This is a genomic window from Flintibacter muris (genome assembly GCF_943192995.1).
In the GTDB taxonomy this organism is placed as follows: Bacteria; Bacillota; Clostridia; order Oscillospirales; family Oscillospiraceae; genus Lawsonibacter; species Lawsonibacter muris.
Map to the genome: position 1 here is coordinate 1 of NZ_CALPCP010000023.1, position 13295 is coordinate 13295.

At 56.0% G+C, this 13295-nt stretch carries 19 protein-coding genes; 17 read left to right on the forward strand and 2 right to left on the reverse strand.

The genetic code is table 11. From position 1 onward, the window contains the following. Window positions 1-1369: 1369 nt before the first annotated feature. Window positions 1370-1525: a hypothetical protein gene (locus NFS22_RS15455; RefSeq protein ID WP_251318606.1), complete on the reverse strand. Its 156-nt coding sequence runs from the start codon at window positions 1523-1525 to the stop codon at window positions 1370-1372. Next, window positions 1522-1722 carry a P-loop NTPase family protein gene (locus NFS22_RS24105; RefSeq protein WP_420908876.1) on the reverse strand — a complete coding sequence of 67 codons (201 nt, stop codon included), beginning with the start codon at window positions 1720-1722 and terminating at the stop codon, window positions 1522-1524. The genes NFS22_RS15455 and NFS22_RS24105 overlap by 4 nt, the downstream gene beginning before the upstream one ends. Window positions 1723-1791: 69 nt before the next feature. On the opposite strand from NFS22_RS24105, the gene NFS22_RS15460 reads away from it, so the two are divergent. The 17 genes from NFS22_RS15460 (at window position 1792) to NFS22_RS15540 (ending at window position 13290) form a co-directional block, all read left to right on the forward strand. Then, window positions 1792-3009, forward strand: a complete 1218-nt coding sequence (locus NFS22_RS15460; protein WP_251318607.1) for a hypothetical protein — start codon at window positions 1792-1794, stop codon at window positions 3007-3009. A gap of 12 nt (window positions 3010-3021) precedes the next feature. After that, complete coding sequence (locus tag NFS22_RS15465; RefSeq protein ID WP_251318608.1) at window positions 3022-3759, forward strand: hypothetical protein; 738 nt, start codon at window positions 3022-3024, stop codon at window positions 3757-3759. 18 nt (window positions 3760-3777) lie between these two features. Next, window positions 3778-4470, forward strand: coding sequence for a hypothetical protein (locus tag NFS22_RS15470; protein ID WP_251318609.1), 693 nt, complete (start codon window positions 3778-3780; stop codon window positions 4468-4470). 24 nt (window positions 4471-4494) lie between these two features. Continuing rightward, on the forward strand, window positions 4495-4701 hold the full coding sequence (locus NFS22_RS15475) for a hypothetical protein (protein WP_251318610.1): 207 nt from the start codon (window positions 4495-4497) through the stop codon (window positions 4699-4701). A 153-nt stretch (window positions 4702-4854) separates the two neighbouring features. After that, complete coding sequence (locus tag NFS22_RS15480) at window positions 4855-5178, forward strand: hypothetical protein (protein WP_338147981.1); 324 nt, start codon at window positions 4855-4857, stop codon at window positions 5176-5178. A gap of 41 nt (window positions 5179-5219) precedes the next feature. Next, window positions 5220-5696, forward strand: a complete 477-nt coding sequence (locus NFS22_RS15485) for a hypothetical protein (protein ID WP_251318670.1) — start codon at window positions 5220-5222, stop codon at window positions 5694-5696. Then, window positions 5693-6211 carry a hypothetical protein gene (locus NFS22_RS15490; RefSeq protein ID WP_251318611.1) on the forward strand — a complete coding sequence of 173 codons (519 nt, stop codon included), beginning with the start codon at window positions 5693-5695 and terminating at the stop codon, window positions 6209-6211. Before NFS22_RS15485 ends, NFS22_RS15490 begins: the two co-directional genes overlap by 4 nt. A gap of 3 nt (window positions 6212-6214) precedes the next feature. Further along, a complete protein-coding gene (locus tag NFS22_RS15495) occupies window positions 6215-6460 on the forward strand; it encodes a hypothetical protein (protein ID WP_251318612.1) in 246 nt (81 codons plus the stop codon). A gap of 16 nt (window positions 6461-6476) precedes the next feature. Beyond that, complete coding sequence (locus NFS22_RS15500; protein WP_251318613.1) at window positions 6477-6725, forward strand: hypothetical protein; 249 nt, start codon at window positions 6477-6479, stop codon at window positions 6723-6725. Further along, window positions 6718-7515, forward strand: coding sequence for a C39 family peptidase (locus NFS22_RS15505; protein WP_251318614.1), 798 nt, complete (start codon window positions 6718-6720; stop codon window positions 7513-7515). The genes NFS22_RS15500 and NFS22_RS15505 overlap by 8 nt, the downstream gene beginning before the upstream one ends. Beyond that, window positions 7512-7826 (forward strand): hypothetical protein, encoded by a 315-nt coding sequence (locus NFS22_RS15510; RefSeq protein ID WP_251318615.1) that lies wholly within the window; start codon window positions 7512-7514, stop codon window positions 7824-7826. Before NFS22_RS15505 ends, NFS22_RS15510 begins: the two co-directional genes overlap by 4 nt. A gap of 14 nt (window positions 7827-7840) precedes the next feature. Continuing rightward, window positions 7841-9112, forward strand: a complete 1272-nt coding sequence (locus tag NFS22_RS15515; protein WP_251318616.1) for a hypothetical protein — start codon at window positions 7841-7843, stop codon at window positions 9110-9112. 119 nt (window positions 9113-9231) lie between these two features. Beyond that, complete coding sequence (locus tag NFS22_RS15520; RefSeq protein WP_251318617.1) at window positions 9232-9906, forward strand: hypothetical protein; 675 nt, start codon at window positions 9232-9234, stop codon at window positions 9904-9906. Beyond that, window positions 9903-10532 carry a hypothetical protein gene (locus tag NFS22_RS15525; RefSeq protein WP_251318618.1) on the forward strand — a complete coding sequence of 210 codons (630 nt, stop codon included), beginning with the start codon at window positions 9903-9905 and terminating at the stop codon, window positions 10530-10532. The genes NFS22_RS15520 and NFS22_RS15525 overlap by 4 nt, the downstream gene beginning before the upstream one ends. Further along, a complete protein-coding gene (locus NFS22_RS15530; protein ID WP_251318619.1) occupies window positions 10532-11290 on the forward strand; it encodes a hypothetical protein in 759 nt (252 codons plus the stop codon). Before NFS22_RS15525 ends, NFS22_RS15530 begins: the two co-directional genes overlap by 1 nt. A 58-nt stretch (window positions 11291-11348) precedes the next feature. Beyond that, the gene (locus NFS22_RS15535) at window positions 11349-12770 is read left to right on the forward strand and encodes a hypothetical protein (protein ID WP_251318620.1); all 1422 of its coding nucleotides are present in this window, start codon (window positions 11349-11351) and stop codon (window positions 12768-12770) included. A gap of 79 nt (window positions 12771-12849) precedes the next feature. Then, on the forward strand, window positions 12850-13290 hold the full coding sequence (locus NFS22_RS15540) for a hypothetical protein (RefSeq protein ID WP_251318621.1): 441 nt from the start codon (window positions 12850-12852) through the stop codon (window positions 13288-13290). The last annotated feature ends 5 nt before the right edge of the window (window positions 13291-13295 follow it).

The following is a 13295-nucleotide window of genomic DNA, read 5'->3' on the forward strand; positions in this document are numbered from 1 at the left end:
CCCTCCTGCCTGAGCTCATCTCTCACATTACAGGGAGAATTTGGATTTTAAATGCTTTTATTGGTGATTAGTATAAAAAGAAATCCGCCGCCCACAGTCTGCTGGTTACCCAGACAGACCCGTGGGCAGCTTTTTCATTATCCGATCTGTTCACATTGGTGATTATGCTTGGTTTGCCTCTGGTTCCTTAGTGGTAATGGTAATAGCTTTCTCCATGCCTTTCGGCTATGCTTGCGTTGCAATCAGCGGAAAGGAAAATAACACCATGCCAGCTACTCGTATGTGTCTCCCGCCCGAACAGAAACAAAAAAACCGCTGAACCCCTTGAATCACAAGGCTTTCAGCGATTTTTCTTTGGCAGCCGGAGAAGGATTCGAATTATAAAACAGCCGTTTTTATTCGGTAAATCCCGTAAAACAGTGTAAGTTCAGTATTGAAGAAAAAATAGATGTTTTAATTATAGTAAATTGCTGTAAAGGGTAGAGAAGCGGCTAAAGGGTCAATTAAAGGGTCAAAGGTGTCCCATAAACCGGACATCAAATCCCGCTCCAGAGGAGAGTCCATTCGTGGCATGGTGCTTTTGCCCCCCAGTTTGGGGGAGTACTTAATTTTCAGCAGACCCCAGATTTGGGGGCAGTTCATCAGCGGATTTTTGCTCCCCAGTTTAGGGGAGGTTACCAGCGCTTTGTCCGGCAAGCTACTTCCCTCGGTATTTCGGGGCTATGGGTGCGATATCGCACAGCGCAGATTTGCGCTCTCCAAAATTGGATTGTCGCAACTTCTTGCGATATTGCCGCCGAGGGGGAAAATCCCCCCAGTCAACCCGGCCAATTTTGGCCGGGTTGGACTTTCGGACATTTTTGTCCAATAGGGGGCAACTTTGACCATCCGACCATCACCGCCGGGGGGCTGTCCATTCTTTCCACAGGGCGGGGTATCAGAAGTGAGATTTGTGAGGACATAAAAAGAGTGAGGGGTCCTGCAAATTTGCAACACCCTCTACGCCTCCTCTGAGGCCCCTTCTGGAGCGGGACAATAAAGAGGACCGGGGTGTTCCCCCAGCCCTCTGCCAAACTTGCTACCCCATAGCCGTCTACCGTAACAATCCCCGGATAAACCTGAGAATCAGGTCAAGGTCCCGATCAACGGCCTTCTCCAACAGTTCGATGATCTCCTTCTTCATTTTCCAATCCCCTCCTTTTCGGCCTGTTGGACCACGCTGGCAATCTCATTGATAATCTCTTGGTCAGTCCTTCCCGTGAAGCGTTCCGGGAAAGTCTCTCGGGCCTCTTGTGCGGCGATAGCGGCTAGAACATTATATACTTTCCTGGGATGCTTACATCTATTCAAAATATTGTTAAACTTCCCATTATTGCCCACCCTGCTCCACCTCCTCTACCGTTATCTGGAAAATGTCGAGGTTAGACGCAAGCAGCACCGTCAGGGCGCTTAAAACCTTCTCCGGGTGCTTGCATTGAGCCAGCTCCTGGGCCACCTTCCACGCGTTCGGGCATTTGTCCTTCATGCGCACACACCCTCCCCATAAAGCAAGCTGGCCGTTGCCCTCTTTCCGGGTGGCGCATACTTGCACTTCTCCACCCTGATCAATGTCTTTTGGCCTGTGATGGTATCAGCTTCTTTGATAGCCTCATACCCATGCGTCTCCAACCGCAGGGACGAATAATAGGCAATATTTTTAATCAGGAGGACTATAAATGGCAAATGAAATCAGCAAAACCCCGACCCAGGCGAAGCTCCAGGTGATCCCGCTGTCCAAAATCCATGAGTTTGATGCTGAACAGTTTCCCTGTTGACCAGCTGAAGGTGGCCGACGACGGCCAGAAGATGGGGGGTATCTCCCGGTCTGACCTGATTGCCACTGGCCGGCTGCTGACCCTGGAGTGCAATGGTCGGGCCACCAACTCCATCCGGGGGGACAAGGGCTACACCCCAAAGCTGGATGAGATCGGCTATGCCAACCTGTCCACCGGGCACCGGAAAAAACTTCTGATGTTCTGCGCCGCCCGGGCCTATGCTGTACAGGGCAAGCCCGCCCCCGAGAATGTGGAGCAGGTGAAGAACGACCTGTCCCTGTGCCGTAACCAGACCTTCCTTGCCACCCTGGCCGGGATTGTGCAGGAGGTCATCACTCCTGTTCTTCCATACGTCATTTCCAATGTGGCGGGACGGCTGATGGAGTCTACTACCGTCCCCCTGGGGCAGACCAAGGAGGTTACGGTGCACTCCAACGATTGGTTCGTGTTTGAGGACTCCAGCTGGGGTGCCTCCCGGTCGGCCTCCCTCAATCACCTCTACGATGATACCGTGACGCTGAACCCTCGTCCCTCCTCCTGCCGAGTACAGATCAAGTGGTTTCAGCTGGTGGCTAATGACAATGATATTGGCTACTTCTATAACGCCATTCTTGCGGGCTACTACAACAAGAACATGGGCAACTTCACCCAGGCGGTGAATGAGATCAGCACTAACACCATCTATCTGCCCGCATACCTGAAGTTTATCACCTACAACTCCGCCAATTGGGCCAGCGCTATTATGGGCGTATCCGCCGCCAATCGCCTGCACCGCAATCAGCTGGTGGCCTACGGCACCTATGCTGCCCTGCAGCAGGTGCTTCCCAAGGGCACTCCCTCTGACGCCGCCCTCACTTACGGCCTGGGCCAGGAGTGGATGCGCAACGGATTCCTGGGCGTTGTGGGCGGCGTGCCCCTGTTCGAGATCGAGCAGTCCCTTCTTCCTGGCACGGTGAATACCACCGGCCAGATGATGTTCCCCAGCGACACCATCATTATCGCGGGCCGTGCTGGGAGCGCCTACGCCCCCATCTACACCGCCTTCGCTGACGGTTCTCCCCTGGTGGTGGAGATGAATCCCACTGACACTGGCGATATGTCCATTTACATCGACTGTACTGCTGTGATGGACACCAAGGTGGTCATGGGCAGCAAGATTGCCGTGATAACCAACGTGGGTTCCACTGGCGGTTAAGGAGGAATAAATATGGCGAGACAGAAGAAGAACGTTGAGATTAAGGATACCCACCTCAGTCAGCCTACGGCTGACAGCTCCCCTTCTGTGGGGGAGCCTTTGGAGGTGTGGGGCGATAAGGACACCGCTGCCATTGTGGAGGGTGAGAATCCCCCCGCCGCTGCAGCAACTCTCCCCTCCTTAGGAAGGGGGGCTTTAGAGGAGAACGAGCTGGATGCTCTGCGCCGCCGGGTAGCAGAGCTGGAGGCGGTCGCCCGTCCTGCCGCCCCTGACGGCGTGGTGGAACTGACATTCCTGGCGGCAGTATCTCAGAACAACGTCTGTTCTCTGGGGGACTACGGGTCCCTCAACGGTGTAGGTGGGTACATCGAGATTCCCCGCAAGGAGTTCGGCGGTAAGTTCATGACCCCTGTGATTCGATCCCTGCTGAAGGACCGGAGTCTGATTGTCTGCTCCGGGCTGAACGAGGAGGAGCGGCGGCGCTATGGTGTGGATTACCGGGAGGGTGAGCTACTGGACACGAGCGCCTTTGATCGGCTGCTGGATATGCCCCTGTCCGAGCTGAAAACCCTATTCTCTAAGCTCTGCCCGGAGCATAAGGAGTTTGCCGCTACCCGGTTTATCACCGCCTATGAGAAGGGCGACAACCGGGTGTCCCGGGAGAAGGTCGAACCCCTGAACAACCTCTCTAAAGAGATCATTCCTGGGGGTATGTTCAGGCCCATTCTGGAGGGTATGAACAAAGACTAAAAAGGAGGAACATTTCCCGTGACTGGCTGGAGTGAAATCATCTGCGACTACGCCATGCTGTTTATCAACGACGACCGCATGACAGACAAGCTGAAAAACAATTCGGCGCGATTTTTCCGGGAAATGTCCCTCTATATGCGTTCGGCCATCCCCCGGTTCAACCGGCCCCCGGAGATCATTCTGTGGTTGAAAAGGGGGACGGAACCGAAATATGATTCCTTCCTCTGGACTGTTCCGGAAGGGGAGCCAGGACCGGCGACAATCCCCACCGGGATGACTGGTTATGAGCTGTGCAGCGGGGTGATTCGGAAGGAGGACCGGTATGGAAACCCCATTGAGACTTCTGTGGATGTACAGTATGACCCGGAAACCGGGGAGGTAACTGTTGCAGAGACCGTCCCTGGTACGGTATATGATTTTGACTTTTATACCGACGGCTATTTTGAAAACGAGCTGACCCCGGAGATGAAGCGGCTTTTGGGGCTGTGCGTACAGTCAGTATGGGAGAACCGCTTTACCTCGGCGTGGCTGCCCCGAGAAGCTAAGGTGACAGACCGGAGTTTTACCCCGCCCAACGAGGCCAACTGGACCCGGGCGCAGGAGGAGAAGCGGCGGAGCCTGGCGGCCACCCTGAACGAGGAATTACGGCAGTACGAATATAACTGTGCCTATATGCGGACCGTTGGAGGCGTGAGGGGTACGTTCTTATAGACGAGACGAGAGGAGGGGTACGAAATGGAGAATCATTATTTCCGTTTGGATGGATATTATGCGGCGGAAGCTGGTGGCAGACAGATCACCCTTTGGCAGTGCGACGACGAGACCGGGAGAAGCAAATGCCAGCAAAACGAAAAGCTGTACCCAGGAGACAGGATCATGGTGCTTGATCCCTACGCTGTATATGCGATCAATTCACAGGGATTGGCGGTGAAGACAAAGTGAATGGGTTTTCTCCGTTAAATCACATCATTGCGACTGAGGCATTTGGGCCCAAAGAAAGTGGCGGCAGCGGTGGTGGGGTTGTCCCCAGCATCCGGGCCACCGCCGAAACGTTGCCAGCAGGGAGCGAGGCGACCGTAATCCGTACTGGAAGTGATGCCAACCCTATATTCAATTTCGGGATTCCCAAGGGAGATCCAGGCACACAAGGCCCGCAAGGACCAAAAGGAGACCAGGGCCTGCGAGGAGAGGCCGGACCTGCTGGCCCTCAGGGCCCCGAAGGACCTCCAGGAGCAGACGGGGCACCTGGCCCGAAGGGAGACCCCGGCCCAACCGGCCCGGAAGGGCCGCAGGGAGAACAAGGGCCCGCTGGCCCACAAGGGGAACCCGGACCACAGGGCCCGCCCGGTCCCCAGGGCGAAAAAGGGGAACCTGGAGAACAGGGGCCTCCTGGCCCTCCTGGCAGCGGGACCGCTCTGATTGCCGGTGATGGCCTGTCCAAAGACGGCGACACCCTCAACGTGGACAATCCCGTGCGCGGCATCCTCACTCAGGCGGAGTTCGACGCACTATCAGACGCAGAGAAATCCAAGGGGACATACATTGTAGATGATGGGAGCGCCGAAAGCCCAGGCGGGAGTTCCGACGGGGACGTCTACTCCACCGAAGAAATCAAGATAGGCACTTGGATCAACGGCAAGCCGATTTATAGACTGGTTGTTCAGGGGCGAACCGGGACAGTTAATAATGGTGGAGTTTCTATATTAGACGGCTTTGTATCAAAATACAATGTCGAATGGGTGATAAGACAATATGGCTCTATCCAAGCAGCTTATGGATGGATGAATGTACCTTGTTCTGATGGTGATTGGACCATGAATTTTTTTGTGTGGAATGGGGATTTGAACTACAAAAATGTCAGCTCCATCTTGAATAGAGCTCCGTTTTATTGCGTAGTCGAATACACCAAAACCACCGACCCGGAGGTGAGCGCATGAAAATTGTTTCCAACGGGAAAATACTCGAAATCCCGTCCTGCTCCTCGCAGGATATCTACTCCCTGGAGGAGCAGGTGGTGGGACAGTGGATTGATGGCCGTCCGATTTATCGGCGCATCTACATCACAAGACTTGCTTCTGGCAGCGGTTCAGCGGAAAGAGCGACTGTCCTCGAATCCGGCATAACAGAATCTATAGATTCTGTTATTAACTTTAGAGGTATAGTGCGTTATTCCGACTCTGTATATATTGCGTTACCCTATCCATTAGATGTTTCTTATTTATCCCAAGCCTTAATTGAGCCAGAAAATAAAATACAAATATACCATAATGCCGCTTACTTTGACAACGCTAAAGTCTTAGTATTTCTTGAGTTTACCAAAGCTACCGACCAGCCCACCATTGAACTGCCCGCCGAGCTGACAGAATTCCTGACGCAGACCGCTTACAAGGCGGCGCCCCAGTCAGCGGCAAGTGCGGAGCTGACCGCAGGAATTAAAACCGAGGAGGTGTAAGCATTGAGTGATGCTGTGATTGTAGCCATCATTGGCCTGGCGGGCTCCGGGGCCGGGGCGTTTGGGGGTATCTTGATCTCCTCCAAGCTGACCCAGTACAGGCTGGAGCAGCTGGAGAAACGGGTGCAGGCCCACAACAACCTGATTGAGCGCACCTACAAGCTGGAGGAGCGGACCGAGGTCCAGGAGGAGAAGATCAAGGTGGCCAACCGCCGGATCAGCGACCTGGAGAACATCAACAAACCATAACAGGAGGAGCATACATATGACAAAGATCGATTGGAAACGGAAGCTGAGCAGCCGGAAGCTGTGGGCGGCGGCAGCGGGGATCGTCACCGGGCTGGCCATGGTCTTCGGGCTGGACGAGGGGACTATGGCCCAAGTATCTGGGGCTGTGGTGTCGGCGGCGTCGGTGATCGCCTACATCATTACCGAGGGCAAGGTGGACGCAGAGAGTGTCAAGAAGGCCGTGGAGGACGTTCAGAGTGCGGCAGGGGCGGTGCGGGATGAATAAGCGGCCTGTCAGTTACCTCCAGACGGACAAGCGCTGGAAAGCGCTGCCCTACCAGGTAAAAGGGGAGAGCGCCACTATCGGCGGTTCCGGATGCGGCCCCACGGCGGCAGCTATGGCCATTGAGACGCTTACCGGTCAGACCTTTACCCCGGTGGATGCCTGCAAATGGTCGGTGGACCACGGCTACAAGGCACTGAACCAGGGCACCTACTACAGCTACTTCGTCCCTCAATTCAAGGCTTTCGGGATCGACTGCAAGCAGCTGCTGGGCTCCAGCCTCCACAATAAGCCGGACCACCCCGTCCACGACCAGGTGAAGGGGTATCTGGAGGAGGGTTACTACGCTGTCGCTCTGATGGGGCCCGGTACCTGGACCAGCGGTGGGCACTACATCCTGCTGTGGGCCTGGGATGATAAGGTGCGGATCAACGACCCTGCCAGTACCAAGGACAAGCGGCTCAACGGCGACCCGGAGACCTTCAAGCGGGAGGTCAAGCAGTACTGGCTCATTGACGCCAGGGAGTACAACAAAGGAGATGATGATGTGGATCAGGAGAAATTCAATCAGATGTTCGCGACAGCGATGCAGCAGTACCGGCAGACCCTGCGGGACAACGACTGCGGGGACTGGAGCGAGGCGGCCCGGAAGTTTGTGGTAGAGCGGGGCATTTTTGCCGGCGGCGACCCTGGCCCTGACGGCCAGCCCAACTACATGTGGGAGGACCTGCTCACCCGGGAACAGGCCGCCCAGCTGCTGTACGCCTTCGCGATTAAGTGCGGCTTGGTATGAGAGGGAGACGGCAGGCCGGAGTCCAGCGGGAACAGGAATTCTCGAAGCGGCTGATCTCCGATATCCGGGCGCTGCTATGGGTGGTGACAGTGGGCGGGCTGCTTCTGGCTGCCTACTGCATCCGCACCGGCTACACCGGGGCCCTGCCCTGGCTTACCGCCATGGTGGGGCTGCCCTGGACTGCCCACGGTGTGGTGTGCTCCAACTACCTGAGCATGGCCAAGTCTGACCACAGGCGCGGAGGCATTACCTATGAGGCGGCCAAGGCCGCAGGATTTGGACAAGAGAGCGAGAACAGCCCGAGGATTTGAGGGAGGGCGGAAAATTGTCCATTGAGAACACCATGAAAAATGCCATGTTGCTGTCTCCATCTTCTCAATTAGCCGGAAACGGACCTCTGCAGAAGGAGACCGGTCAGTTGAAGCTCTGGATGGATGACCCGGCCCGACGAATATTGGAAAAGATGGCTCCCTACGCCACAGACTTCTTTGGGGCTCAGGTGCAGGGGCTGGACCCCGACGATTTTTGGGGGACAGGGTGGTATGAGATACGGGCGGCCGATATCTTTCCCTCAGCCTCTATTTCCGAAAATTCCCGGCATAATGACTGGAAAACCATCACTTTCCGCCGACGGGATATCGACTACATCCCCACCGGGGCCAAAGTATGGTTCTGGAAAAACTGCTGGTTAGCCTACAACCCGGATAATATCGGCGGGGCGTATTCCACCGCCATAGTCCGCCGGTGCAACCGGAACTGGACACGCTACGACTACTATGGGAACATTTTAAGCGAACCCTTTGTGGTAGAGCGGGCCGCCACGAGGGCAAATGCAAACGAGTACAACATCTATCAGGGCCTTCCGGACCACTACAACAACTGCGTGATGCAGTATAACCCCGAGACAATGGGGCTGAAAGAAAACGACCGGATCGCCATGGGACGGGCTGTGTACGCTGTGCGGGGCCTGAGCGACTACATTTTGGAATTTTCCACAGACGAAAGTTCCGTACGGCTGCTGTACTTCTCTCTCTATTTCCAACAGCCCACCGAGCGGGACGACTTGGTGCTGGGAATTGCCGATGGGAAAACCTTTTCGTGGGTAATATCGGTGGATGGCCCAAGAGAGATGAGGGAGGGACAGACTGCGCAGTTTACCCCCTCCTCTCTACGCTGTGGGCAGACCCCGGATAGGGAGGTGTCCTACTTGTGGGAGAGCTTGTCCCCTGAGCTGACAGTGGATAAGGACGGAAATGTGGCCGCTGTATCCCTCGGAGAGGGAACAGTTCGCTGCAGCCTGGAGCAAAATCCAGGGATATATACCGATATCCCTATCACTGTGACTGCCTGGAATTCCCTTGTATGGGCGTGTACAGTGCCCGGTTCCTTGCCCATCTACCAGAACCTGACCCTGGTTGTGGAGAGCGGTGAGGACGTGGCATGGAACTTTGAGGGACCGGAGGGGCTGTATCAAGCCGTTTTGGATGGAAAAGCCGCAACTCTGACTGCCTATTTTCCCAGTGATATCCCCTTGACGGTTACAGTCACAGATGGGAAGAATACTCTGACTACCAAAATAAAATTAACTGCGAGGTAAGATGATGATTAACAGGCCAGTTTGCCCTAAGGGGCAGAGAAAAAACGGTTCCCCCTGTATCTTCTGCCAGGATGGGAGCTACTGCGCCCATCAGTATTATTGCTCCGACACCCGGAGATATGAGAATACAGGATATCAGGGGTGCAGGAAGTTCAAGCCTCCCTCCGCAAGGGGAGGTGGCATCCGTGAAGCGGATGACGGAGGATTTTCTCCTGCTGAAATGCAGCGGTCCCTACAGAGGAAAACCCTCAGTCAGGCTACGGCGGACAGCCCCCTTTGTGAAGGGGGCCTTACAGAAGAAAAAACGAAGGAGGTCAAATCCAGTGGAGCAAAGAAAACTAACCGCAGAAAGCCTCGAAAAGGCTGAGACCTACATTCCCCTGGCCCGGAAATACGCCATTGTCCAGATTCTCACCCCCGGGTGCATAGAACAGACCGAGAGTGGTTTTTGGAGAGAGAATATTGTTGGGCGGGCACTGGTGGAGGAGTATATCCTTCAAGGCTTCTGCTGGCACAAGATCGACACTTCCGGGCTTGATAAGGAAAAACCGGAGTTCCAGTTCACCTTGGAGGATTACGACAGGCTCCATGAAGGGCGGCCCGACAACCAGGATTTCTGGGAGATGTTGCAACTGCTCGACAAAGAGATTACCGCACGACTCGCCGAGAAGAACGATCCCTTCAATCGATTTCAGGAGTCCATGCGCCTGGGGCTGACCCCCGAGGTGGTGCAAGAGCTGCAGAAAGCGTTGGAAGGGGCGAAGAAAACCACAGAGGAGGCTGAGGAGGATTGATCTCTCCCACATATCCCTATCAGCGGGATGAGCGGTATATGACCCTGCGGGGTGCGGAGCATATCCCCCGGCAGATTTGCCAATACCTGTTGGATTTACCCCTCCCTGGCTATGACCCGCCGAAGGACAACGACTACCCCCGGGTAAGGCTGATGAAGTACCTCTTCTACGACGATGGGGACCCGTTGTCCCAACCTCTCCCGACACCGCAGCAAAAACGGGACGTGGTGTTTGACCCCATGCGACAGACCGATCCGCCCAGTGAAAAACTCTACCGTATCTTCCCCCAGGCCTACATTGCCCAGACAGAGTATGTGGGCAAGACCCTTCTGAGAATGTACATGGGGCCGGGTGTGGGCCGAGTGGTTCACCGCTGCGAACTGTCCATTATATTTGAGTGCATGACCAACGTGATCTATGAGGGAGCGGCTGGAACAGCCCTTTCCCGGGTGTGGGCGATGGAGTGTGCACTGATGGAGGCCCTAAACGGAGTGAACATCAACGGTGTGGGCACCCTGTACTACGACCACAACCAAAATCCCAACTGCGGTTCCTGGGCCATCGACGACCGGGGGACTAATGTGGGACGGCAGCTGATTTTGGGACTGACCTGGGGGGCGAGCTGATGAATTGGGCCGATACGATTTTAGGCAAGCCGGAGGAGTGGAACGGCCTGACCATCTATCCCGTCCTGATGAGGGACTACCCCCTCTTCTTGACAGCAAAGGAAAGTATCACCGCTCTTCAGCAGAGCTGGCCCTTTCCCTGGTCCACGGTGCCCTACCTAGAGGGGCTGATCGGTATGGGTCTCTTTCCAAGACTGTGTGCCATGCTGAAATTGTCCCTTCGGCTACCGGATGAAGACAATCTCCCCATTTACCTTGTAACAGAATCTCCCCACCCCTTTGACAAGGGGGGTAGTGAGAAGATCACTTCTCTTCTGGTCGTTCAGGGGGAGAAACGGGTGGAGATTACCAAAAAGAACTTTGGCTCCCTGAGGGAGCTGCTGGCCCTGCAAAACGGCCTGGAACTGCCCGACGAGCGGGCCAATTTGGAGCTTTTGGAGGCGCAGCAGGATCTTTCTTCCGGGGGCCCGCCCCTCAAAGCGGACCTGGAGGATTTGATTGCCTCTGTGGCGCTGAAAAGCCATAGCGGCCCCAATGACATCCTGGGATGGACGGTACGCCGGTTCCAGAGAATGGAACGGGCCATTGACAGAAGTGAGGGATTCTGTATGGCAAACATCACCCTGGCCGCTGGCGGGAAGTTCAAGGGCGGCAACCCCTATCCTTCTTGGAAATTTGACCGGGAGGAAGGCCTTGTGGGCGTGGAGTCCCTGAGTGCCCTGTCCGGACGGCTATCAGACTCTGTTAAACAGAAATAGGACCTTGTTGACCCAGCGAAAGCTATAACATAATGATAAAAGGAAAGGAATGATTTTCTTGATTAAAGCAAACCTGAACAACCGACCCCTGTACGCCAAAGGTACCATGGACGTAAAGTGCTTTGACCCGGGCACCAACGACCTGGTCTACTACAGCAACAAAATGAGCACCAGCCAGCTTCAGAGCACCGTGAACCTGGGGGCCATCAACGCTGGGATCGGCAATCCGGTGGTCATCCAGATTCCCGACACCCCCTCTTTGACCATGAACCTGACCGCCGCTGACTTCTCCCTGACGGGCCGTGCCCTGGCTGTGGGCGGCAACGTGACCTACAATGGCGTGGTGCCTGTAGACGAGGTGGTGGAGGCCGCCGGGACATCCCTGATTGTCTCCCAGACCCCTGTGGCTCCTCTGGGCGGGTGCGAGATCGTGTGTTATGTGGGCAACGACGGAACTGCCTATACCATCGACCCCACTACAATGCAGATTCAGGACTTCACTGCCACAGCGGGGGAGAAGTACTGTGTCCACTACTACACCGTGAACGCCGGGGCCCAGCAGTTCTCTGTGGAGACCCTGATGAACCCCGCCGTTGTACGGACGTTGATCTCCATCCCGGTGTACGCCACCGAGAGCAAGGAGGCCAACCCCATGAACGGCTCCCGGGTAGGAACCCTGTACATTACCATTCCCCGGATGCAGTTCAACGGCGATGTCTCCACCGAAGGCAGCCAGACTACGCCGGCCACTACCGTGATGAATGGAACCGCCCTGAGCTACGACGAGGCCTGTGAGGCAGGTATCCAGTGCGGCAATTCCGCTTCCCCCAAGCTGGCCTACATGGTGCTGGAACTCTATGGTTCCGCCGAGCAGTTTGCCACCGGGCTGGCCGTCGTGGGCGGCGGCGAGATCGATGTGGCCGTGGGCGCCACCGTCCCCATCCCTGTGAAGTATGTGATGGACGACGGCTCCTTAGGCACGCCCCTGATGACCGACCTCACCTTTGTTTCCGGCACCCCCGCCGTAGCCACTGTGAGCGGCCAGGGCGTGGTGACCGGCGTGGCGGCGGGTACCTCCGATGTGACCATCACCTCCAACGGCTCTAAGAAGCTGACCACTACGGCTAAGGTGACTGTCACCGGCGGTACCCCGGCTCCCGTACCCACCGCCGATGTGACCTTTACTATGACCAACCCTGCCCCTGATGCCAGCAACACCATCACCGGCGGCGGCGCAGACAGGGCCGTGGCGGTAAATGTGGCCAATGGCACTACCAGTGTGGTGCTGGAGGTATCCTTGGTCTCTGGGCAGAGTGCGGCTGTGGGCGGGACCGACGCCTCCGATGTGACCGTTGGCGGCACCGCCACCACGCCCACCTACACCGTGGATACCACCGGCGGCAGCAAGTCTTTCACCCTGACTGTGTCTGAGACAAACAAGAGCGATATCGTGTATACCATTACCGTGACAGCGGCGTGAGCTAAGAGACGAGGCGAGGGGAACGGTACTGTTCCCCCGCCTCTCCCAGGGCCTGGCCGCAGACCTTGGGAGAGGCGATATGATGAGCTTTGTTGACAAATACAAAACCTTTCTGTCGAAGGTGTCCCAAGCGGCGGCAGATTCCCTGGAACATGAGGTAGCCAACGAGGTGCGGGCTACCATGATTATAAAAGCCCTTGACGAGGTATATTCCTACGATGCCAGCCCTATGGCAATGGATAGCCGAAGGATGGAGGCGGGGGGCCTGGGGGATTGGGACCAAATCAGGGCAGAAGTGAAAGAAGAAGAGAACTTTGCTGCACTGGAGGTTTGGAACACCGCGCCCTTCCAGGACGGACGGCTCTACGGCGTGTCACTGGCCCATGTGGTGGAAACAGGGGCCGCCAGCTTCCGCCAGCCTTACCCTCGCCCCTTCACCGCCAAAACACAGGCGGAGGTTTTGTCCTCCGGGCGGGCTTATCAGGCACTCAAGAAGGGGTTAACACGAAACGGATTTTAGGAGGA

Coding starts and splice junctions, on each gene's coding strand:
- NFS22_RS15475 (WP_251318610.1), top strand. CDS start 4,495: ATGGAGAATCATTATTTCCGTTTGGATGGATATTATGCGGCGGAAGCT.
- NFS22_RS15460 (WP_251318607.1), top strand. CDS start 1,792: ATGCTGAACAGTTTCCCTGTTGACCAGCTGAAGGTGGCCGACGACGGC.
- NFS22_RS15465 (WP_251318608.1), top strand. CDS start 3,022: ATGGCGAGACAGAAGAAGAACGTTGAGATTAAGGATACCCACCTCAGT.
- NFS22_RS15500 (WP_251318613.1), top strand. CDS start 6,477: ATGACAAAGATCGATTGGAAACGGAAGCTGAGCAGCCGGAAGCTGTGG.
- NFS22_RS15530 (WP_251318619.1), top strand. CDS start 10,532: ATGAATTGGGCCGATACGATTTTAGGCAAGCCGGAGGAGTGGAACGGC.
- NFS22_RS15480 (WP_338147981.1), top strand. CDS start 4,855: ATGCCAACCCTATATTCAATTTCGGGATTCCCAAGGGAGATCCAGGCA.
- NFS22_RS15505 (WP_251318614.1), top strand. CDS start 6,718: ATGAATAAGCGGCCTGTCAGTTACCTCCAGACGGACAAGCGCTGGAAA.
- NFS22_RS15490 (WP_251318611.1), top strand. CDS start 5,693: ATGAAAATTGTTTCCAACGGGAAAATACTCGAAATCCCGTCCTGCTCC.
- NFS22_RS15540 (WP_251318621.1), top strand. CDS start 12,850: ATGATGAGCTTTGTTGACAAATACAAAACCTTTCTGTCGAAGGTGTCC.
- NFS22_RS15455 (WP_251318606.1), bottom strand. CDS start 1,525: ATGAAGGACAAATGCCCGAACGCGTGGAAGGTGGCCCAGGAGCTGGCT.
- NFS22_RS15510 (WP_251318615.1), top strand. CDS start 7,512: ATGAGAGGGAGACGGCAGGCCGGAGTCCAGCGGGAACAGGAATTCTCG.
- NFS22_RS15520 (WP_251318617.1), top strand. CDS start 9,232: ATGAGAATACAGGATATCAGGGGTGCAGGAAGTTCAAGCCTCCCTCCG.